Here is a 19,852-nt window from a genome sequence, read left to right on the forward strand (position 1 = left end):
GGATGTCAAAACAATCCGAAGCCAAGGCCACACCCGATGCAGAAGAAGTGCCGGAGTGCGCCGATTGCGGCAAACCGCTGCCTCTGTGCATCTGTGACAGCATCACGCCGATCGAGAACAAGGTTTCTCTCCTGATCCTGCAGCATCCGCAGGAACAGGACCGGACGCTGGGTACGGCGCGCCTGACGGCGCTCCATTTTGGCGACGCCGTGCTCAAGATCGGATTGTCCTGGCCGAGCCTCTCCAAGGCGTTGGGGCGGCCGGTTGACGATCCCTCGCGCTGGGCGGTGCTGTATCTTGGTTCCGCCAAGGTCAGCGAGCTCGACACCGAGAACGAAATCGTCGCGATCAACCGCAAGGGCGAGATCGAACCGCATCAGCGCGCCATCCTCGGCGATATCGAGGGCATCGTGCTGCTCGACGGCACCTGGAGCCAGGCCAAGGCACTGTGGTGGCGCAACGCGTGGATGCTGAAATGCCAGCGGGTGATTCTTGGGCCCAAGCGCGCCTCGCGCTATGGAAAGCTCCGCAAGGAGCCGCGTGCCGACGGGCTCTCCACGATCGAGGCCGCGGCGATGCTGCTGGCGGGGCTGGAGAAGCGGCCCGACATCGCCGAGACGCTCAACGGCAGTTTCGAACGGCTGCTGACGCGATATCGCGAGGTTCAGACCACCATGCCGGAAATCGCACCCAAGCCGAAGAAGCGCGACTACCGCCGCCGCAAAGGGGTTAAAGCCCGCGCCAAATAATGCTAGCGATGGTTGCGAGCGATCGGTCGAACCGCCCGGTTGCCTGTCGCCAAAGCGGAAAACGTCAGCGGAAAGTACCGATGCAATCGCTTGAGTCACAACATGACGAGGTTGTCGTCGGGCCAAGCGACCGCAATTTCGGGTTCACGATGGCCGCGGTTTTTGCGCTGATCGGCGGTTACGGTCTGTACCAGGGTTCGTCTCATGCGCCGTTCTGGCTGGGCGCCGCCGCGGTGTTTGCAGGCCTGACCCTGTGGCGGCCGCAAACCCTGAACCTCGCCAACCGGGCATGGCTGAAGCTCGGGCTTCTGATGTACCGCGTGGTCAACCCCGTCATCATGGCCTTGCTTTTCTTTGGCACGATCCTGCCGATTGGGCTGGCCATGCGCTTGTTCGGCAAGGATTTCCTCAACCTCGCAAGGGATCGTTCATCGCCGACCTATTGGCTGCCGCGCTCCGATCCGCGACCACCATCGCAATCCATGCGGCAGCAGTTCTAGGGTCCGTGCGCATCCTCGGCATCTCGGCATTCTACCACGACAGCGCCGCGGCTCTGCTGGTGGACGGCAAGATCGTCGCCGCTGCACAGGAAGAGCGTTTCACGCGCAGGAAGCACGACCCGAATTTTCCGGCCGCCGCGATCCGTTATTGCCTGTCGGCAGCGGGCATCAGCGCAAGCGAACTCGACCACGTCGTGTTCTACGAAAAACCGTTCCTCAAATTCGAACGCCTGCTCGAGACTTACCTTGCATTCGCACCGCGCGGCTTTCAGTCGTTCCGGAAGGCGATACCGGTCTGGCTAAAGGAGAAGCTGTTCCAAAAACGCGTGCTCCGCGACCATCTCCTCGCGATCGACGGCGGCATCGATTGGGAAGCGAAACTGCTGTTCGCCGATCATCACCAGAGCCACGCGGCTTCGGCGTTCTTTGCCTCGCCGTTTGCCGAGTCCGCGATCCTGACGCTGGACGGCGTCGGCGAATGGACGACGACGTCGGCCGGCTACGGCAGGGACAATGCGCTCGACCTGACGCGCGAGATCAATTTCCCGCACTCGGTGGGGCTGCTTTATTCGGCCTTCACCTATTACACCGGCTTCAGGGTCAATTCCGGCGAGTACAAGGTGATGGGCCTCGCGCCCTACGGCGAGCCGAAATATACCAAACTGATCCTCGACCATCTCGTCGACCTCAAGGAGGACGGCAGCTTCCGGCTCGATCTGCAATATTTCGATTATTGCACCGGCCTGACCATGACCAACGGGCGGTTCGACAGACTGTTCGGCGGCAAGCCGCGCGAGCCGTCCGAGCGCCTCGACCAGCGCCACATGGATCTGGCCGCTTCCGTTCAGCAGGTGACGGAAGAGATCGTGCTGCGGCTGACCCGCAGTCTGGCGCGCGAGGGGCAATCGGAGAATCTGTGTCTGGCTGGCGGCGTGGCGCTGAACTGCGTCGCCAACGGAAAAATCCTGCGTGAGCGCACCTTCAAGAACCTATGGGTGCAACCCGCCGCGGGCGACGCCGGCGGCGCGGTCGGCGCGGCGTTGGCGGCGTATTATCAATTTGCCGGCAAGCCGCGGGCGACGCCCGTCGGCGATGCCATGGCGGGCGGCTATCTCGGGCCGTCATTCGCGCAAGCCGAGATCGAACAGCGCCTGGCGCAGGCAGGGGCGGTGTTCACGGCGCTCACCGAAGACGCGCTGATCGAAAGCACCGTCAAAGCGCTGGTTGCGGAGAAAGCGATCGGCTGGTTCCAGGGACGGATGGAATTCGGCCCGCGCGCGCTTGGAGCGCGGTCGATCCTCGGCGATCCCCGGTCACCGAGGATGCAGAGCTCGCTCAACCTGCGGGTCAAATTCCGTGAAAGTTTTCGTCCCTTCGCACCGGCCGTGTTGCGCGAGGATGTCGCCGAATGGTTCGAACTCGACGGCGACAGTCCGTACATGCAGATCGTCGCCGATGTGCTGAGGAAGCACCGCCGGCCCACCAATCCCGGTGATGAAAAGCTGTTCGGCATCGAGCGGCTCAATGTCCCGCGCTCGGACATACCGGCCGTCACGCACGTGGATTATTCGGCGCGGATACAGACCGTGCATGCCGACACCAATGCGCGCTTTCATGCGCTGCTGACGGCCTTCAAGGCCGAAACCGGGTGTCCGGTGCTGGTCAACACCAGCTTCAATGTCCGCGGCGAGCCGATCGTGTGCACGCCGGAAGACGCCTTCCGCTGCTTCATGGGCAGCGATATCGAAGTGCTGGTGGTCGGCAATTGCTTCCTGCTCAAGGAAGACCAGCCGGCGTCGCTGAAGCTCGACTACAAGAATGCGTTCGACCTCGACTGATCGAACAGCGAGGCGGATCGCGCGTTTCGGAAATCCACGGATTTGGAGTTGCAGAACTTTGTCGATGGGGAAACGAGGAAGGTTGCCTAACCCATTGGCGGGCTGTATTGATCCGCCCCGATGGGGCCACGTGGCGGAGTGGTTACGCAACGGTCTGCAAAACCGTGTACACCAGTTCAATTCTGGTCGTGGCCTCCATCCATATAATCAATAACTTAGGTCGATTATATGAGAGGCCGGACGAACTTCAGGCCGTCGTCAGGTCCAGGCGCTTAGCAGGAGGCGTACCAGCCTTCAGGAAACGGAACCAGCGGCCAGGGGGCGCGGTTGTCGTTGGCGGGGCGCGGCGTTCGACGAAAGGGCAGGGTCTGGGCCACGAAATCATCCTCCGGTATGGGCGCAATGGCCGTTTTCACGGCGTCCAGCAATAGGTCGAACTCAACTTCGCTCATCGCGCTCTCCGGGGTTGCAGAGCGCACGTTCTCAAAACCGGTTTGTTTCCAGATTGAACGGATCGATCCAATTTTATCGATCGGCCAGTCGCGGCAAACGTAGTTAGTAAATGGTTGATTCCCCGAGGGGCACGGTAGACCCGAACGCCCGGCACAAAGTGTGAGAAAAATCACATTCCACAAAAATTGTTCCGCGTATTCGTCGGATGACGTCCGTGCTGTCAAGCCGGGCCCGACTAGGGAGATGCGGACATGAAGACGCACGTGGCGCGTGTTGGAGCGGTACGCAGCCGGGTCCGCCGCGCTTCGATGGTTGGAATGCTCCTCGCGCTGTTCGCAGCAGGGTCGGCTAACGCCCAGCAGGGCACGCCCGAGCAACGCCGGGCCTGCACGCCCGACGTCTACCGCCTGTGCGCCGGTGAAATCCCCAATGCGCGCGCCATCACCACCTGCCTGCGCCGGCAGAAGGGAAGCCTGAGCCCGGCATGTGCGGCGGCGTTCGAGCAGTAGCCGGTCAAGCTGTTGCGCCGGACCCCAGGGCGCGGCGCCCGTTCCCTTTACGAAGCGGGATCATTTCCTTAGATGTGATGAAAACTTCGCATTCAGGGAGCGATGCCGTCCATGAAAGTCACTGGATTGAAGGGCCCGCTTGCGGGCAAGGTCGCGCTGGTCGCAGGCGCCACCCGCGGCGCCGGCCGCGGCATTGCCGTTCAATTGGGGGCGGCCGGAGCGACGGTCTACGTGACCGGGCGCACGACGCGGCAGGCGCCGTCGGAAATGAACCGGCCGGAGACGATCGAGGAAACCGCCGATCTGGTGAATGCGGCCGGTGGCCACGGCATCGCGGTTCAGGTCGATCATCTCGAACCCACACAGGTTCAGGGCCTGGTCGATCGCATCGCATTCGAGCACGGCGCCTTGCATATCCTGGTGAACGACATCTGGGGCGCCACCAGGATGGAGTGGAACAAGCCGGTGTGGGAATCCTCGCTCGACTATGGCCTGCGTACGCTCCGCCTCGCCATCGATACCCACGCCATCACCAGCCATTTCGCCGCGCCTTTGTTGATCAAGACGCGCGGTGGATTGGTGGTCGAGATGACTGACGGTACCGACGCCTACAACGCAACGAATTACCGGGTCTCGTTCTTCTACGATCTGGCCAAGGCGGCGGTGAACCGCATGGCCTTCGCTTTAGCCCATGAACTGGCGCCGCACGGTGGAACGGCTGTTGCGCTGACGCCGGGCTGGCTGCGCTCGGAAGCCATGCTCGATGCCTACCGCGTCACTGAAGCGAACTGGCGCGATGCCACCAAGGTCCAGCCGCACTTTGCGATATCGGAGAGCCCGGCCTTCGTCGGCCGCGCCGTCGCCGCACTTGCCGGCGATCCCGACGTGGCACGCTGGAACGGAAAATCGCTGTCGAGCGGCGAACTGGCAACAATCTACGGATTTACCGATCTCGACGGCAGTAGGCCCGATGCGTGGCGATACGTCGTCGAGGTCCAGGACGCCGGCCGGCCCGCCAACGTGACCAGCTATCGCTGACTTGCCATTACTGACTTGCTATTTTCTGACTTGGGCGCGATCGGCACTCACATCTCCCGCGCCGGGCCTGCACGCCCGACGTCTACCGCCTGTGCGCCGGCGAAATCCCCAACGCGCGCGCCATCACCGCCTGCCTGCGCCGGCAGAAGGGTAGCTTGAGCCCGGCATGCGCGGCGGTGTTCGAGCAGTAAATGATGGTCAACGTCCCGATTGTTAGGGTTGATTTCCCCGTTCGACGGTCGCAAGGCGTCTTCGCTGGACTCGCGTGAGCAGGGCCTTTATGCGGTACGGCTCTTCGCGGCGGTCAAAACCGTCTGTACGGCAGCTTGAGGATATCGAGTGGAAACCACCGCTTCCCTGAAACCACCCTGGCAACGCCCGCTCTACTTTACGCTTGGTTGTCTCTGCCTGGCGATAGGTATCGTCGCGCTGGTTGTGCCGCTGATTCCCGGTATCGTCTTTCTGGTGCTGGCAACGGCCTGCTTTTCGCGATCGTCGCCCAAGATGGAGATTTGGCTGACGACACATCCGCGTTTCGGCAAGTTGATCAAGAACTGGCAATCGTCGGGCGCAATCCCTCGCGGAGCGAAGTGGATCATCACGATCAGCATGATCGCGAGCTTTTCGCTGATCTTTCTGGAAACGGACTCCCGGCCGCTTCAGGCCATCGTGGCCGCAATCATGATCGGCGTCCTCGTCTACGTCTGGCGGCGGCCGGAATAGTTCAAGGACGGAAGCAGTGAAGACCACTATCCCGTCCATGGCGGGAGCAGGTCGCTGACCGTGGTCAGATATCCAGCGCCGCCAAATTCTTCGGCAGCATCCGCTTGAACAGCGTCAGCATGCGCGTGGCTTGCTTCGGTTCCAGCGCGATTGCGTGGCGCACGGTGGCTGCAATCAGCGTCATGATCAGCTGTGAGAACGACACCAGCGCAGGTGAGGGCGCGTTCGGCGCGATCCGCCGCAGCGCCTCGTCGAGCAGACCGGCGAGATAAGCGCCGTCTTCCTCGTCGAGTTTTTGCAGCGCCCGGTCGGCCTGGGTGGCTTGCCAGATGTCGCGCATGACAGGTTCGTTGTTGAACATCTGGTAGTAGCTGTCGACAATACGACAGAGGGCCGGATGCAGGTCCCGGGCGCTCTTGACCGACGCCAGATCGCGGCGGACGCAATCTCGGCCAACGGCGTTGTAGCGTTCCGCCAGCGTGCCGATGATCGCGGTCTTGTCGGGGAAGTACTGATAGAGCGAGCCGAAGGCCACGCCGGTGCGCTCGACAATGTCGCTCATCCGGAACGCTTCGCTGCCCTTCTCGGCCATGATTTCCGCCGCACTTTCAAGGATGCGCTCGAACCGCTCCCGGCTGCGCTGCTGCGTCGGAACCAGCCGCGCCAGGCCTTGCGCGCCAGCTTCGGCCTGACCCGGTCCGGTTTTCTTCTTCGCCGCCATCCACCACCACCCCGCTCAAAAAAGCCCTTGACCAACTTAATACGAGAGTTTATCGCATTTGACAAATGCGAGATATCCTCGTGTTTAATGAAGAGGGAATTTCGATGTCGCAACTCCCGATCCTGATCATTGGCGGTACGGGCAAGACCGGCGCGCGCGTTGCCGCGCTGCTGCAGGCGCAAGGCGTAGCCACGCGCCCGGTTTCACGTTCCACTTCCGTGCCGTTCGACTGGAATGATCCGCAGACCTGGCCTGCCGCGCTGGATGGCGTATCCAGCGCCTATGTCACCTACCAGCCGGATCTGGCGGTGGAGGGATCGACCGAAGCCATCACCGAACTCAGCCGGCTCGCGCGCAAAAACGGCCTGCAGCGCCTCATGCTGCTGTCGGGCCGCGGCGAGCCTGGCGCGCAACGCGCCGAGGCGGCGTTGCAGGCCTCCGGCGTGCCATGGACCATCGTCCGCGCCAGCTGGTTCAACCAGAATTTCTCGGAAGGCTATCTGATCGACGGCGTCAAGGCGGGCGAGGTCGCGTTGCCGGCGGGCGCAGTGCTTGAACCCTTCATCGACGCCGACGATATCGCCGACGTGGTGGTGGCGGCGCTTGGCGACGAGCGTCACGCCGGCAAGCTCTATGAAGTGACCGGCCCGCGCGCGCTCACTTTTGCACAAGCCGTGGCCGAGATATCAACCGCCGCCGGCCGGCCGATCGGCTACCGGCAGATCTCGCCGGAAGCGTTTGCCGCCGGCATGCGGCCGTTCGTCCCTGAAGAGATCGTCGCTCTCATGGACGAACTCTTCACCGTCGTGCTCGACGGGCGCAACAGCCGCATTGCCGATGGCGTCGAGCAGGCGCTCGGCCGTCCGCCCCGCGATTTCGCCGATTATGCCCGCAGGGTCGCTATGACCGGGGTCTGGAGGGCATGACCGTGCTTCAATCTGTTATCACCGGATTGCTGTGGTTTGCCGCGATCGGCTGCGGCTTGATCGCGGGACTCTACTTCGCCTTCTCGACGTTCATCATGACCGCGCTCGGCCGCATCGGTCAGGTGGCAGGCATCACGGCGATGAACGCGATCAACGCCGTGATCGTGCAGTCGCTGTTCATGCCGCTGTTTCTTGGGACCACGCTTGCGAGCCTGCTTTTGGCGGTTGCTGGCCTGCTTCGCTGGGGCGAGCCGGGCGCGATCGCGATGCTGGCCGGCGGCGTGCTCTATGTGATCGGCATGTTCGTATGCACAGCCGTCTTCAACGTGCCCTTGAACAACGCGCTGGCCGCCGTCGATCCCGCAAGTACCGAGGCCGCACCGCTATGGGCGCGCTATCTGACCGACTGGACGCTGTGGAATCATGTCCGGACGATTGCATCCACCGCGGCTTGTGCGCTGTTCATCTGGGCGATCGCGGTGAGATAGGGCGACACGCGCCATCAGTGCGCCGCGGCGTTCATGCGACCTTTGGACGGTCGTCAAGTCTCTGGAGCTTCGACATGGTTGGAGGCATAATGTTGGCAACCGCCATTGACGGCGGAAATAGCAGGGGGGCGTCGCATGAGGATTTTCCCGATACTCGCGATTGGTTTGGCTCTGGCACTTGGCGCATGCGGCAAGGATCCCGGGCCTAAGGGCGATGCAGGTCCGCAGGGGCCGGCCGGGCCTCAAGGGGCACAAGGCGTGCAGGGTATCGCGGGAGCGCAGGGCCAGCCCGGCGCACAAGGACCCCAAGGCCCCCAGGGCGCGCCGGGTCCCAAGGGCGAGGCGGGTCCAAAGGGCGAGCTCGGCCCCAAGGGTGAGCCGGGCCCCAAAGGTGACGCAGGTCCCAAGGGTGACGCAGGCGTCAGCGTTCGAGCCGTTCAGGCCGACGGGTCGGTAAGCTGCGAATCTACGGAAACGTTGGTGTCGGTGTTCTGCCCGGGTGGCGGTGCCGCTGACGGCGCCAAATGCGGGACGGCCCCGACCGTCGGTTTGTGCCTGCGAAAGCCTTAAGCCAAACCGGACTCTGATTATCGCGCTCGCCGGTTGACGCCGGCGGGCTTCGAACTGGCTGATCTCGGTGAGGCCATCTCAGCGAGAATGAACGATCGCCCGGCAAATGCGAGATTGCATGCCGCACTCGCGCGCGGTCTCAAGCTCCACGTTGCGAATGAAGTCAGATTTGAAATCCTGAAGACCTTCGCGGTGACGGCGGACACCGGCGGCATGGTTCTGCTTTTTCCCGATCACCCGTTGGAAAACCAGGAGGGGCATGCGCTGACCCCGGATGCTGGATGGCAAGTCGCTGCGCGGCTGACCCAGAGCGCGGACGCATTGCTCGCGTCCCCGGTTGCCGGCGACCTGCACAAGTGAACACAGTCCGTCGAGATGTCGAGATTGTTCCGATCGTAAATCCACACGCGCGCAAGACACGCCATCAGGCAAAGCGTCACGTTCATCGCACAGCGCAAAACAAACCTTCCAGAGCTGCGCGGGAATTTCGATTTGGATCGGAGCACTCTCGAGAGTAGGGCGGCGAGGCCGGCGGAAAGAAGTCTCCAGAATCGTGCGCGCGCTCTCGATCATGCGACGGAATCGGTTGCAGACAGAGGCTGCTGATCGAGTGGCCGAATGATCATGGTGCATTTGACCGGCCACTTTGCTCCGACGATGCAACGTGGTTGTGCGGCATTGGTCCTGCACCGTTCGGACGTCGTAGCATCACGATATAGATTAGCCGTACTTATACGGAGACCGACGATATCAATCGAGTTACCTCGAAATTGCCGCCGCCGACGATCTGCAATTTCGTTGGCGACTCAGCATGTTGCAAGGCGATTACACCGGTATCGTACGGGTTAATGATGATTGCCGAATCTTCCCATAAACATTGACTAAACCAACGCCTTAACACAAAATTTACACAGTGGTTTCCGGGCAGGTCCGTACCACTGTGTTGGAATTTCAAAACTTAACATCAATTTTTGGAGGCGAGTAATATGCGTAATTTCCTGAACGACGTGAAATCCCTCTCCAAGGACCAGGACGGCGTGGTGTCATTCGAATACATCATCGTCGCGGCTTGTATCATCGGCGCAGTGGTTGCGGCGTTCGGTACGACAGCTGGTGGCGCTATCGCGACGGCGCTGTCCGGCGGGATCACCGCTATCACCGCCGCTTTCACCTCGGCCGTGTAATACAGCCATCTGACCCGAGGGGGGCATCGGAATGTGCCCCCCCAGTTTCTAATTTGCTCCCAGCTTAAATTTACACATGTGTCCTCGCTTTTTTGAGGCATTTCATGAGTTGGATTGCTCCCACAGCTTCGTTACTTGAAATCATTTTGCTGCTCTATGTCGCAACGATCGATATCGCGACACGATTGATCCGGAATGAAATCTGTCTGGCCCTGGCGCTGCTTGGAATCGCCAGTCAATTTGCCAGCCCGATGCAGCTTGCCCAATCGCTGATCGTTGCGACAATCCTGTTCCTGCTGCTGCTGGTCATCTACCAGCGAAGAATGATTGGCGGCGGCGATGTTAAGCTGCTGGTCGCCTTGTCGATCGGTCTACCCTTGGTCGGCGTGGTTCAATTGTTGATTGTCACGGCGCTGGCCGGCGGCGTTCTTGCCCTGGTGCATCTGATTATGCGCGTGTTGCCACAGCCGAGGCTGGCGCCCGCCGGATCGTCGTTCGTACGCCGCGTCTACGCGGTAGAGCGCTGGCGCCATTTGCGACACGCCCCGCTGCCTTACGGCGTTGCCATAGCGTGCGGTGGTATTGTCACCGCTTTCAGCAAAGGACTCTGACATGTCATCTTCTTTGCGTCTCTCGATCATCATGGTGTTTTTGCTCGCGACCACTGCGCTCGGGCTTATCGCCTACAACATGAACCAGTCGAAAGTGCAGGTCCCGGTAGTAGAGGTCACGGTGAAGGCGCCGGAGCCTCTCACTGTCGGGTACTTTGTCGCGGCCCGTCCGCTGCCGAGAGGGACGCTGGCCCGCGATGAAGATTTCACCGTGCGCACGGCGCCGTCGGGTAATGTTCCGGCAGGGGCGATCCTCGATACGCCCGACGCCAGGATCGGAATTCGCGGATCTCTGGTTCGCAGTTTCCTCGACACCGGCAGTCTGGTCACATCCGAAGACATACTGCGCCCGCGAGAACGGGGTTTTCTCGCCAGCGTTCTGGCACCGGATAGCCGTGCCATCAGCATCAACGTCGATGCGGCGTCTGGTGTCTCTGGCCTGATCTGGCCGGGTGATTATGTGGACGTCGTGTTGATCCAGGAGCCGTCGACGTCGGGCGAAGACAGAACAGCTCAACAGCATGGCACGCTGAGTGAAACCGTTGCTCACAATGTTCGGATTGTCGCGATTGACCAGGAGATCGTGCAAGGCGGCCCATCCAACAACGCCGCGGCAGGTAAGGTAGCGCGCACCGTATCGCTGCAGCTTGCGCCGGACCAGGTCAAGAAAGTCGTAGTCGCAGGACAGCGCGGAAAACTCACCTTGGCGGTACGGTCGGCGGTCGATCGGCAGGATACCGGGGACTCGGACACCACGGTGGTGGTGTATGCGCGCAATAACGGCACGAAATACTCGGTCAGGAGAGACGATGCAGGGATTGCGCGCCCTGTGTTGAGCAGCAATGCGTCGCCGGTAATTACCCCGTCAGCGCCGGTCGCTTCGGCCGTACGTCGGTAGGAGGAGGTAGTGGTGAGCGTTAACATGGCAATCGCAAGTCCGCCTGAAGAAACTGCGTCTCTTGCAACGCGCAACCAAATCGTCTGTTTCGTGAACGATGAGTTGAGTGCAGCGGCGTTGCGCAAAGGCCTCGAAGGCAGCAACCTGACAATCAGGCGTGGCACGATCCGCAATGCCATAAAGATGCTCGAGACCGACACCGAGCTGTTCGCCCTGGTGGTAGACATCAGCGGAATCGATGATCCATTTACCGAGCTGGAAAGGTTGGCCAGCGTCTGCCCACCCGATGTCCAGGTGTCGCTGATCGGTGAGAGCAGGGAGATCATCTTCTACCGCGAGCTTATGGAGCTCGGCTTGACGGAGTACCTTCCGAAGCCGCTCACGCGCGATATGGTACTGCACCAGCTACGTCCGAAGCTGCTTGGCGACGTGGCGCCCGGCGCGGCCGATCGCGGCGGGCATGTGATCTCGATCTGCGGCGCGCAGGGGGGCGCCGGAGCAACCAGTATCGCTATCAATCTCGCACTACAGCTCGCCGAAACCACAAAGGCCAAAGTCGCGCTGCTCGACCTTCATCTGCAAAACGGCGAAACCGCCGTGATGCTGGGTGTTCGGCCCGGGCCGGGGCTGCGCATCGCTCTGGAAAACCCGATGCGGGCGGACACCTTGTTCCTCGAACGCGCGGCCATTGAAATCAACGAGCGGGTTTGCCTGATTTCCGCCGATGAGGACCTGGATGCGCAGCTCGATATCACCGAAGCCGGAGTGAGGCATGTGCTGGGTCTGCTCCGTCAACGATTCAATTACATCGTTGTCGACATACCCGTCCCGTTTCCGCCATCGATCCATCCGGTGATCATGCTTTCCCGCCATGTGCTGGTGCTGCTGGAAGCGGAGGTGACCGGACTTCGCAATGCCCACGCACTCCGCACCGCCGTCACCAACATCGCCGGCAAGGATCGGGTCTTTACTCTGCTCAACCGTGCCGATCGTGCCGGGGGGCTTCCCAGGGCCACGATCGTCAAGGCCTTGGGCTCAGAACCGGACATGGTGATTCCCGATCTCGGCAAGGGGATGACACAGGCGGTCAATCTCGGAATTCCAGCTCTGAAACACGTATCCAAACTGCGGCGTCACCTCGCCCCGATCGTACGGGAGATTGCCGGTGTCGGCGCCCAGCGGAAGGGATGGCTCAGGAGGCTGTTCGGGTGACGAAAAAATTTGGTACGCGCGAGCGCGACGACACGCCAACCCGTTTACCTGCATTGACGCCAAGGGACGGCGCGCCACCTCGCTTGCCTGCATTGACGCCAAGCCCGGACGAGCCTTCGACCGAGCCGCCCGTGATGCCAGCTTCGCTGCGCGAACGAGACGTGATGCCGGCGCCGCCGCGCGAACGGGTCATGATGCCGGCCACGCTGCGCGAACGAGTCATTGCGCAGATTGAGCCATCGGTGGCCGCAACTGTTTCGCGCGACATTCTTCGGCAGCAGATCGAGGAAATCATCCATGGAATCGCCAATCAGGAACGGCTCGAACTGTCGGGTCGCGAGCAGTTTCAGCTAGCGGACGAGATAGCGGACGACATGACCGGCTACGGGCCGCTCCGTCCGCTCCTGCTGGATGAATCGATCAACGATATCATGGTCAACGGACCAAGTAACATTTACGTCGAGCGACGCGGCAAGCTGGAACGGATCGCGGTACGATTCCGCGACAATGATCACATCGCCTCGGTGGCGCAGAAGATTGCCGCCCAGGTTGGACGGCGCGTTGACGAATCCAGTCCCATGGTGGATTGCCGCTTGCCGGACGGCAGCCGGGTCAACATCATCTTCCCGCCGCTGGCGATCCATAGCCCCTGCATTTCCATCCGAAAATTTCCAAGTCGCCGCCTGGATATGGCCGGGATGATCAAAAACGGCTCGATGACAGCGGCGATGGGACAATTGCTGGAGATCGCCGGCCGGTGTCGGCTGAATGTTCTGGTCTCCGGCGGTACCGGCTCTGGCAAGACGACGCTGTTGAACGCCATGAGCCAGTTCATCGATCACAGTGAACGCGTTGTCACCATCGAGGACGCGGCAGAGTTGCAGCTGCAACAGCCGCATGTGATCAGCCTGGAGACCCGGCCTCCCAGCCTCGAAGGCACAGGGCAGGTGACGCAACGCGATCTGGTGTGGAATGCGCTGCGGATGCGTCCTGACCGGATCGTCGTAGGCGAAGTGCGCGGCGCCGAAGCGTTTGACATGCTGCAAGCGATGAACACCGGCCATGATGGTTCGATCTCCACGGTGCATGCCAACTCGGCCCGCGACGCACTGACCCGTATTGAAAACATGGTGCAGATGGGACAGCCAAATCTGCCGTTGCGGGCGATCAGGTCTCAGATCGTCGCGGCGCTGGATATCATCGTGCAGGTGGAACGCATGCGGGATGGCCAACGTCGCGTTATCCAGATCAGCGAGGTGATCGGCCTTGAGGGCGATGTGATCACCACCAACGACATCGCAGCGTTCGAGTTCGAAGAGGAAGATGTTCACGGGCGGATATCGGGCACCTACAGGTCCACTCACGCAGTTCCTAAATTCAAGAGCCGTCTTGTCTATTTTGGGCTTGATCGAGCCTGGGCTGAGGCCATGAGGCAGCTATGATTTCGGAGTTTTTGACCATCGCCAACCTGGTGCTGCTAATATGCGCAGCAGCCCTGACGTTGTGGCTCGGCGCTCGACAAAGCCGCATTGATCGACAGGTAACGACAGCTCTGCCAGCCGCAGATTCGACGAGTCTGCCCTCCATTCGCCGGTTAGAGGCCGGGTCCCGGTGGCAGTTTCTCCACCGCTTGGCCAATTACAGGGAAGGGATCGCTTACGCTTGGCACCCCGGGTATCCGATAATCGCCGGTGTCATCGCAGCAGCGGCGATCTTCTATGCCAATAGCTTTCTGAACTTTTCTACCCTCTACGTGTCCCTCGCGGCTGCGATTGTGGCCCTGCTGGTGGTGCGAGGCTTGTTCGGATGGCAGCAACATCGCCTCGCCAATCAACTTTTTCGACAGCTGCCTGACACGATCCAGCTGGTGACCAGTACTGTTCGATCCGGGCTGCCCGTGAACGAAGCATTTCGCACCATCGCTCGCGAGATGCCGCAACCGACCGCTGGGCAGTTCGCCATCGTATGCAGCGAAGTGACGATGGGGAGATCTCCGGAGGAAGCCGTAGAAGCTGTCTATCATCGAACGCAGGTGACGGAGTACGGGATCTTTGCGGTGACACTTGCAGTCCAGCTGAAGTCAGGTGGCAGCTTGACCGAAACGTTGCAGACGCTGGGAGATACTGTGAGGCAGCGTGTTGCGCTCGCTGCTCGCGCGAAGGCTCTGGCAGGAGAGGTGATCTTTTCCTCTCGCGCACTTTCTATCTCGCCCATTGTTGTCGGTGGATTGCTATACCTGATCAATCCGCAAACCGTTGATCTGCTGTTCTACGATCCGACAGGAAACATACTCCTGGCTTACGCAGCAGCCTCGGTGATCATCGGGACCCTTGTGATACGTTGGATGGTCAGAAGGGAAACGCAGCTATGACCTTTGGGTTCAGTCTGGTTGCCCTCGCCATAGCACTCGCGGCTGCGACCTGCGTGTTGATCATCCACGAACTGCACATTCGTGCGTTGAACGTGCGGGTGTCAAACGCCGTGATGGGCGTTCCTGACCGGTCAACGGCCTTCGGAGGCATGACTGGCTGGCTGTCATCGCTCGGGATGCGGTATCGGCGCTTCTACTCTGCAGAAAACCTGGACCAACTGCGAACAGTCGTTCAAGCGTCAGGTTTCAATCCTCATCGAACGTTGTCGATCTGGATTGGTGTCAAAACTGTCAGCATGTTCTTGTTTCCGATCATTGGCTTGTTTATCGCGCAGCTTTCAGGGAAGTCGCTGACCGATGGGCTGATCTTCATGCTCATTGGCGTGGTGGTCGGAATTATGGGGCCGCGGTTGATACTGTCGGTGCTGAAACGGCGTTTTAACGCCGCCATCCGGCTCGGTACGCCGGACATGATCGATTTGCTGGTTGTCTGCAGCGAAGTGGGAATGGGTCTGGAGAGCGCGCTGGAACGCGTAGCGGAGGAAATGAAACAGACCAATCCCGCGATGGCCCGGGTCCTGTACAGCCTTCTTGATGATCTGCGGATACTGCCGAACCGCAGCGACGCATTCGAGAAAATCGGAGCGACGTCAGAAGGGCTTCGCCGGTTCGGCGTCATGGTCAGCCAAAGCATGCAGTATGGAACGCCGTTGAGCAAGGCGCTGCGCAGTATCGCCGTCGACCTCCGGCGGGAACGTATTACCAGCCTGGAAGAAAGAGCACACAAGTTGGGTGCCAAGCTGACTATCCCGATGGTGCTGTTCATGCTTCCAGCCATGTTCATCATTTTGGGCGGAAGTCCGTTTCTGCACCTCTTACGTACATTCGCCAGCTTCGGGATGAAATAAGGATGAGCACGATTACCCTATCAAAAAATTGGTCTTACGAGCGGACGATGCAGCTGCTTGGCGCCATGTGGTTCATGATGCTGGCACTCCTGGTCGCCACAAAAATCGGGACATCGCTTGGCGATCCCTGGCCATCTCTGCTGTCGAGTTTTTGCCTTGGCATCTTCTACGTCCTCCTGACGATCTTGATGTTGACCAGGCCACCGGCAAAGGCGCACGCGACCGGCGTGCTGCCTCGAATAGCTGCATTCGTCGGCAGCTATATGCCATGGACCATCACCTTCTTCGGCAAAACCGAGGAATCGTTGCCAAACTTGCTATCCACCGCTTGCGTCCTGATCGGCATGATCATGATGCTTGTGACGATCCGACACCTGGGCAAGTCGTTCAGTCTGGTACCGCAGGCACGCAGAGTGGTGCAGACCGGTCCTTACCGATGGATCAAACACCCGCTCTACCTGGCGGAAGAAATCGTGATCCTGGGCGTCGTCCTGCAATACCTGACAGTGACAACGGTGATCATACTGTTCCTGCATATCGGCGTCCAAATATGCCGAATTCTATACGAAGAGGATCTGCTTCGGCGCAGCCTCCCTGAGTACTCCAGTTACGAAGCAACGCGCTGGAGATTGATTCCGTATGTTTGGTGAGTGGTCATGAACGGCCAACTTGTTATGGACATGCGTATTGATCTGCAGCGGCCTAACACTGACGAGGAGGGGCCAACGTGCCATCGCCCTGTCGAGACAGGCTCGTGAGCCGTAGAGTTTCTTTCATCGCAGATCAGCGCGGCGCCGCCGCGCTTGAAATGCTGGTCGTCTACTTTTTCCTGGTGGTGGGCCTGCTTCTGCCGCTTGCCGACGTTGCTGCCGCGGGCTTTCGCTATATATCGGCGTGGCAGGCGTTGCGCGCCTTCGGACAAAGGATCCAGTACGACCCGCCGAACGACGTTACCGATTGGGCAGCCTGGAAGTCGGCGCTGCCCACTTCGGTTTCGGGTTATCCCATCCAGGATCTCCAGGTCGTTTGCAGCGACAGCATGACGGCCTGCTCCGCGGGCAACTTCGCTCCGCCCAAGCACTATACATACTCGACGACCGTCACCATGGCGCCGATCCTGTTGAGGTCGGTGATCTGTCAGAGTGGTAACGGCAATCCTTGTTCGTACACATTGTTTTACGGTGAACGGTTTCAATAGGAGTGTTCCATGCGTAGCTTGCTTCGCTCCCGTCGTGGTTCCGCCGCCTTCGCAACCGTTGTCGCCCTGGTGCCGCTGATAGGCGTGGTCGCACTCGGGGGCGAGGCGGGATCGTGGTACGTTACCAGGCAACACGCGCAGAATGCTGCCGATGCGGCAGCCTATTCGGGCGCCGTACAACAGTTGTGCTTATCGGGCTCAGCGTGCGCGGTTACACAATCAGTGGACTATCGCGCAAAGCAAGCCGCGGCACAGAACGCGTTCTGCAACTCGGGCAGCAGCTATCCTGGCTCCAAATGTGTCACCAGCCCTTCAGGAGTCTCGCATTCCGTCCAGATCGCTTCGCTCGGTTCATGGAAGGGGACAGCAGGAACGTACATTCAGGCCACTGTGAGCCAGCAACAACCAGCATATCTGGCGAGAGTGTTTGGTTTGTCCACGGTCAACATAGCCGCGACAGCCGTTGCCAAAGTACAGATTATAGAGAAGCCGCCATGCGTCCTGGCATTGAGCGGCCCTATCGGTATCCAAGGCAGCGCGAACATCAATGCGCCGAATTGCGGCATGGCCTCGAACAGTACGGCCAAGAATGCAATAGACTTCACCGGCGGCGGGATGACCGTGAATCTCGGCTCGCTAACGACTGTCGGCGGCTGCACGGGGCAAGCGCAGTTCTGCGACCCCGCGCTAACCTATATGCCGGCGCCGATCCCCAATCCCTTCTCCGCGCTTGACGGGATTACGATACCGACGCTCGCGAAGTGTTCAGGTAGCGCTCTGACCGCTTACAGCGCCGCGACCCCTTGCAGGAACGACAAGTTTAAACTGCAAGGTAATGGCACCGGCCCCACATTGACGGGTGGCGTCTACTTCATCTCTGACACATTCACCCTGACTGGCGGCGTGTCGGTCTCCGGCACGGCACTGTTCATCCTGTTGCCCGGCGCGAGTTTGAAGGTGACTGGCAATAGTGCTCTCAATCTCACCGGCAACCCGTCGGTCGCGACCTCGCAGCTTCCGTCTGCACTTCAACCCCACGCGAGCCTGTTCGCCAATATGGCGCTCTATAAGGTCACTGATCCTGATACGAGCAAGAACGGCCCGAACGACGTACAACTTGGCGGAACTTCCGGTATCAATTTGAAAGGGATCATGTACCTGCCGAGCGCGAATGTGGCGTTTCAGGGCAATCCGACGCTCAACTTGGCCGGCGGAGCGTGTGGCGAGTTGATCTCCAAGTCAGTCGAGTTCAACGGCAATGCGACCTTCGACACCACAGGGTGCCCATCGCAAACGAAACTAGTTAGCAGCCAGTATGTCCAGTTGGTGCAGTGATGAGAAAGCTCGATCAGCGCGGCATCGGTGCGATGGAATTTTGCCTCGTTGCCGCGCCGCTTTTCATTCTGATGTTCGCCATCTTTGATCTGGGGCGTTACGCAATCACCATGCAGTCATTGCGGACGCTCGCGAATGCCGGCGCCCGGACATGGATGATCAACGACTGCTACGTCAACAACGTGATGAAAAAAGCTTCACCAACCTGTGCCGGTGATCCCCTGCCAGCCCTTGCGGACAAAAAAGCCGTTGCCCCAATGATAGGCGGTCTCTCGCCGACGCTGAACACGGCCACGGGAGGCGGCGCACTTACTGTTACGGCATCTGTGACTTTCAACATGCTGATGCCGATATGGGGCTCAACATTGAACAACCCGAGCGCGACCACAACAATTCCTTTCTAACACCTCCCGGGCACCTGGCCGATGAACATTCGACGAGCTCACTGCGATCGCGGTCACGATGATGCCGGATGTGAAACCACGACAAATGCCACCATGACATCGTCATTGCCGCAGGCCGTGATGCCAGCCCAACGTTTGGGCCGGGTCGCGATCTTCCAGTGGCGTTTGGTTTGGGCGATGATTTGTCTTCTGTTGGTAGTCGATTTTGTGTGGGCTTCGCACGTCGGGCTTTCGGTTGGTGCCGGATTGAACGCCGGCATAGTGATAACTATGCTCGTCCTTTCGATGATATACGATCGCCGCAATCGCGCCATAGCAGACATGACAGCGGCGACCGCTTCGTGGGTAGCTCTCATGAGCGCGGGTGTCGTGCTGAGCTACCTTGCCGCTAGTTGCGCACTACCGTTGCAAGACGGAATGATGGAGCGGTTGGATCGCGTCATCGGTTTTGACTGGTTAGCCTGGCACAATGCGATGCTTAGCTGGCCTGCTCTAAGCTGGCTGTTGACAATTATATACTACAGCTTGCAGCCGCAGGCTGCCCTTGCGATCGTCTACCTTACCGTGTCGGGCAGGACCGGACGCATCAAGGAGTTACTGCTGTTGGCGGGCGTAACCTTGGTGGTGACCATTTCAGTCTCAACGATCTGGCCGACGCTGGGCCCGTGCGCGGCCAACGGGCCCAGCATTGGGCCGTGCGCGACGAATAGCAGTGGCGACATTGCCTATCTGAGAGATCTGCTGGCACTTCGTGCGGGCGGGCCTTGGCATTTTGAGTTGTGGGCGATGGATGGCATCGTAACGATGCCATCGTATCACACTGTTGGGGCGGTGTTGCTGACTTATGCCTTTCGCGGTACCGGTCTGCTCGGATACGGGATCGCAACGCTGAACGCGGCGATGCTGATTTCGATACCGCCGATCGGCGGGCATTATCTGGTCGACGTGATCGCCGGCGCGGCGCTGGCGCTCGGGGCGATCGCCATCCAGCGAGCGGCAACAAGGCGTGGAGTGAGCCGAATTAAGCTCGGCCTTGCGCGCGAGACGTTTGTCGGCAGGGCCGTCGATTTGGCACGCGGTTCCGTTCTCAAGCCTGCGCGAATTCCGGCGCAGGCACTGGCCGTAAAATCCGGGCGTCTGCATGACGCGCGAGACGGTGGAACCTAACGGGCTATATTCAACTCATCGGGAATATGGCGGACGGCAGGCGATCGCG

At 60.3% G+C, this 19,852-nt stretch carries 23 protein-coding genes and 1 tRNA gene; 22 read left to right on the forward strand and 2 right to left on the reverse strand.

The features are described from left to right. The first annotated feature begins 2 nt into the window (after positions 1-2). The 4 genes from JQ641_RS06675 to JQ641_RS06690 all read left to right on the forward strand — a co-directional run bounded on the left by JQ641_RS06675 (position 3) and on the right by JQ641_RS06690 (position 3,285). Positions 3-749, forward strand: a complete 747-nt coding sequence (locus JQ641_RS06675) for a tRNA-uridine aminocarboxypropyltransferase (protein ID WP_211995178.1) — start codon at positions 3-5, stop codon at positions 747-749. Between the two features lie 80 nt (positions 750-829). Continuing rightward, positions 830-1,249: an SxtJ family membrane protein gene (locus tag JQ641_RS06680; protein WP_211995180.1), complete on the forward strand. Its 420-nt coding sequence runs from the start codon at positions 830-832 to the stop codon at positions 1,247-1,249. 5 nt (positions 1,250-1,254) lie between these two features. Then, complete coding sequence (locus tag JQ641_RS06685) at positions 1,255-3,087, forward strand: carbamoyltransferase family protein (RefSeq protein ID WP_211995182.1); 1,833 nt, start codon at positions 1,255-1,257, stop codon at positions 3,085-3,087. Positions 3,088-3,211: 124 nt separating this feature from the next. Next, positions 3,212-3,285: transfer RNA gene (locus JQ641_RS06690), tRNA-Cys, on the forward strand. Positions 3,286-3,359: 74 nt separating this feature from the next. Here the strand turns inward: JQ641_RS06690 and JQ641_RS06695 are convergent. After that, positions 3,360-3,539: a hypothetical protein gene (locus JQ641_RS06695; RefSeq protein ID WP_192735848.1), complete on the reverse strand. Its 180-nt coding sequence runs from the start codon at positions 3,537-3,539 to the stop codon at positions 3,360-3,362. 252 nt (positions 3,540-3,791) lie between these two features. Here JQ641_RS06695 and JQ641_RS06700 point away from each other — a divergent pair, with 252 nt between their 5' ends. From JQ641_RS06700 to JQ641_RS06710, 3 genes are all read left to right on the forward strand, one after another. Continuing rightward, complete coding sequence (locus tag JQ641_RS06700; protein WP_211995184.1) at positions 3,792-4,049, forward strand: hypothetical protein; 258 nt, start codon at positions 3,792-3,794, stop codon at positions 4,047-4,049. 111 nt (positions 4,050-4,160) lie between these two features. Continuing rightward, positions 4,161-5,087 (forward strand): SDR family oxidoreductase, encoded by a 927-nt coding sequence (locus JQ641_RS06705; RefSeq protein WP_211995186.1) that lies wholly within the window; start codon positions 4,161-4,163, stop codon positions 5,085-5,087. 339 nt (positions 5,088-5,426) lie between these two features. Then, positions 5,427-5,810, forward strand: coding sequence for a YbaN family protein (locus JQ641_RS06710; RefSeq protein WP_211995188.1), 384 nt, complete (start codon positions 5,427-5,429; stop codon positions 5,808-5,810). Positions 5,811-5,874: 64 nt separating this feature from the next. Here the strand turns inward: JQ641_RS06710 and JQ641_RS06715 are convergent, their stop codons facing one another. Further along, positions 5,875-6,531 carry a TetR/AcrR family transcriptional regulator gene (locus JQ641_RS06715; protein WP_211995190.1) on the reverse strand — a complete coding sequence of 219 codons (657 nt, stop codon included), beginning with the start codon at positions 6,529-6,531 and terminating at the stop codon, positions 5,875-5,877. Between the two features lie 104 nt (positions 6,532-6,635). Here JQ641_RS06715 and JQ641_RS06720 point away from each other — a divergent pair, with 104 nt between their 5' ends. The 15 genes from JQ641_RS06720 to JQ641_RS06795 all read left to right on the forward strand — a co-directional run bounded on the left by JQ641_RS06720 (position 6,636) and on the right by JQ641_RS06795 (position 19,803). After that, a complete protein-coding gene (locus tag JQ641_RS06720) occupies positions 6,636-7,457 on the forward strand; it encodes an NmrA family NAD(P)-binding protein (protein ID WP_211995192.1) in 822 nt (273 codons plus the stop codon). Beyond that, a complete protein-coding gene (locus JQ641_RS06725) occupies positions 7,454-7,945 on the forward strand; it encodes an anthrone oxygenase family protein (protein WP_211995194.1) in 492 nt (163 codons plus the stop codon). The genes JQ641_RS06720 and JQ641_RS06725 overlap by 4 nt, the downstream gene beginning before the upstream one ends. A gap of 603 nt (positions 7,946-8,548) precedes the next feature. Beyond that, the gene (locus JQ641_RS06735; protein WP_211995198.1) at positions 8,549-8,875 is read left to right on the forward strand and encodes a hypothetical protein; all 327 of its coding nucleotides are present in this window, start codon (positions 8,549-8,551) and stop codon (positions 8,873-8,875) included. 626 nt (positions 8,876-9,501) lie between these two features. Then, positions 9,502-9,699, forward strand: a complete 198-nt coding sequence (locus JQ641_RS06740) for a Flp family type IVb pilin (protein ID WP_211995201.1) — start codon at positions 9,502-9,504, stop codon at positions 9,697-9,699. A gap of 104 nt (positions 9,700-9,803) precedes the next feature. After that, the gene (locus JQ641_RS06745; protein ID WP_211995203.1) at positions 9,804-10,310 is read left to right on the forward strand and encodes an A24 family peptidase; all 507 of its coding nucleotides are present in this window, start codon (positions 9,804-9,806) and stop codon (positions 10,308-10,310) included. 1 nt (position 10,311) lies between these two features. Further along, positions 10,312-11,208: a Flp pilus assembly protein CpaB gene (gene cpaB / locus JQ641_RS06750; RefSeq protein WP_211995206.1), complete on the forward strand. Its 897-nt coding sequence runs from the start codon at positions 10,312-10,314 to the stop codon at positions 11,206-11,208. 24 nt (positions 11,209-11,232) lie between these two features. Further along, positions 11,233-12,420 (forward strand): CpaE/TadZ family protein, encoded by a 1,188-nt coding sequence (locus tag JQ641_RS06755; RefSeq protein WP_211995207.1) that lies wholly within the window; start codon positions 11,233-11,235, stop codon positions 12,418-12,420. Continuing rightward, the gene (locus tag JQ641_RS06760; RefSeq protein ID WP_502754933.1) at positions 12,417-13,862 is read left to right on the forward strand and encodes a TadA family conjugal transfer-associated ATPase; all 1,446 of its coding nucleotides are present in this window, start codon (positions 12,417-12,419) and stop codon (positions 13,860-13,862) included. Before JQ641_RS06755 ends, JQ641_RS06760 begins: the two co-directional genes overlap by 4 nt. Next, positions 13,859-14,791 (forward strand): type II secretion system F family protein, encoded by a 933-nt coding sequence (locus JQ641_RS06765; protein ID WP_211995213.1) that lies wholly within the window; start codon positions 13,859-13,861, stop codon positions 14,789-14,791. Before JQ641_RS06760 ends, JQ641_RS06765 begins: the two co-directional genes overlap by 4 nt. Next, positions 14,788-15,699 carry a type II secretion system F family protein gene (locus tag JQ641_RS06770; RefSeq protein ID WP_211995215.1) on the forward strand — a complete coding sequence of 304 codons (912 nt, stop codon included), beginning with the start codon at positions 14,788-14,790 and terminating at the stop codon, positions 15,697-15,699. Before JQ641_RS06765 ends, JQ641_RS06770 begins: the two co-directional genes overlap by 4 nt. A 2-nt stretch (positions 15,700-15,701) precedes the next feature. Further along, positions 15,702-16,349 carry a methyltransferase family protein gene (locus JQ641_RS06775; RefSeq protein ID WP_211995217.1) on the forward strand — a complete coding sequence of 216 codons (648 nt, stop codon included), beginning with the start codon at positions 15,702-15,704 and terminating at the stop codon, positions 16,347-16,349. Positions 16,350-16,426: 77 nt separating this feature from the next. Beyond that, positions 16,427-16,897, forward strand: a complete 471-nt coding sequence (locus JQ641_RS06780; protein WP_349628513.1) for a hypothetical protein — start codon at positions 16,427-16,429, stop codon at positions 16,895-16,897. Positions 16,898-16,906: 9 nt separating this feature from the next. Continuing rightward, on the forward strand, positions 16,907-18,232 hold the full coding sequence (locus tag JQ641_RS06785) for a pilus assembly protein TadG-related protein (RefSeq protein ID WP_211995219.1): 1,326 nt from the start codon (positions 16,907-16,909) through the stop codon (positions 18,230-18,232). Further along, positions 18,232-18,636 (forward strand): TadE family protein, encoded by a 405-nt coding sequence (locus tag JQ641_RS06790; RefSeq protein WP_249150226.1) that lies wholly within the window; start codon positions 18,232-18,234, stop codon positions 18,634-18,636. The genes JQ641_RS06785 and JQ641_RS06790 overlap by 1 nt, the downstream gene beginning before the upstream one ends. A gap of 21 nt (positions 18,637-18,657) precedes the next feature. Further along, positions 18,658-19,803, forward strand: coding sequence for a phosphatase PAP2 family protein (locus JQ641_RS06795; RefSeq protein WP_211995223.1), 1,146 nt, complete (start codon positions 18,658-18,660; stop codon positions 19,801-19,803). Positions 19,804-19,852: the final 49 nt, after the last annotated feature.

The sequence above is a fragment of the Bradyrhizobium sp. JYMT SZCCT0180 genome, assembly GCF_018130165.1.
In the GTDB taxonomy this organism is placed as follows: domain Bacteria; phylum Pseudomonadota; class Alphaproteobacteria; order Rhizobiales; family Xanthobacteraceae; genus Bradyrhizobium.

What these genes read in the sequence shown, in the direction of transcription:
- JQ641_RS06755 (WP_211995207.1), top strand. Translation starts at nt 11,233, where the DNA reads ATGGCAATCGCAAGTCCGCCTGAAGAAACTGCGTCTCTTGCAACGCGC.
- JQ641_RS06700 (WP_211995184.1), top strand. Translation starts at nt 3,792, where the DNA reads ATGAAGACGCACGTGGCGCGTGTTGGAGCGGTACGCAGCCGGGTCCGC.
- JQ641_RS06775 (WP_211995217.1), top strand. Translation starts at nt 15,702, where the DNA reads ATGAGCACGATTACCCTATCAAAAAATTGGTCTTACGAGCGGACGATG.
- JQ641_RS06695 (WP_192735848.1), bottom strand. Translation starts at nt 3,539, where the DNA reads ATGAGCGAAGTTGAGTTCGACCTATTGCTGGACGCCGTGAAAACGGCC.
- JQ641_RS06725 (WP_211995194.1), top strand. Translation starts at nt 7,454, where the DNA reads ATGACCGTGCTTCAATCTGTTATCACCGGATTGCTGTGGTTTGCCGCG.
- JQ641_RS06765 (WP_211995213.1), top strand. Translation starts at nt 13,859, where the DNA reads ATGATTTCGGAGTTTTTGACCATCGCCAACCTGGTGCTGCTAATATGC.
- JQ641_RS06680 (WP_211995180.1), top strand. Translation starts at nt 830, where the DNA reads ATGCAATCGCTTGAGTCACAACATGACGAGGTTGTCGTCGGGCCAAGC.
- JQ641_RS06745 (WP_211995203.1), top strand. Translation starts at nt 9,804, where the DNA reads ATGAGTTGGATTGCTCCCACAGCTTCGTTACTTGAAATCATTTTGCTG.
- JQ641_RS06720 (WP_211995192.1), top strand. Translation starts at nt 6,636, where the DNA reads ATGTCGCAACTCCCGATCCTGATCATTGGCGGTACGGGCAAGACCGGC.
- JQ641_RS06790 (WP_249150226.1), top strand. Translation starts at nt 18,232, where the DNA reads ATGAGAAAGCTCGATCAGCGCGGCATCGGTGCGATGGAATTTTGCCTC.
- cpaB (WP_211995206.1), top strand. Translation starts at nt 10,312, where the DNA reads ATGTCATCTTCTTTGCGTCTCTCGATCATCATGGTGTTTTTGCTCGCG.
- JQ641_RS06770 (WP_211995215.1), top strand. Translation starts at nt 14,788, where the DNA reads ATGACCTTTGGGTTCAGTCTGGTTGCCCTCGCCATAGCACTCGCGGCT.
- JQ641_RS06715 (WP_211995190.1), bottom strand. Translation starts at nt 6,531, where the DNA reads ATGGCGGCGAAGAAGAAAACCGGACCGGGTCAGGCCGAAGCTGGCGCG.
- JQ641_RS06795 (WP_211995223.1), top strand. Translation starts at nt 18,658, where the DNA reads ATGAACATTCGACGAGCTCACTGCGATCGCGGTCACGATGATGCCGGA.
- JQ641_RS06705 (WP_211995186.1), top strand. Translation starts at nt 4,161, where the DNA reads ATGAAAGTCACTGGATTGAAGGGCCCGCTTGCGGGCAAGGTCGCGCTG.
- JQ641_RS06740 (WP_211995201.1), top strand. Translation starts at nt 9,502, where the DNA reads ATGCGTAATTTCCTGAACGACGTGAAATCCCTCTCCAAGGACCAGGAC.
- JQ641_RS06785 (WP_211995219.1), top strand. Translation starts at nt 16,907, where the DNA reads ATGCGTAGCTTGCTTCGCTCCCGTCGTGGTTCCGCCGCCTTCGCAACC.
- JQ641_RS06675 (WP_211995178.1), top strand. Translation starts at nt 3, where the DNA reads ATGTCAAAACAATCCGAAGCCAAGGCCACACCCGATGCAGAAGAAGTG.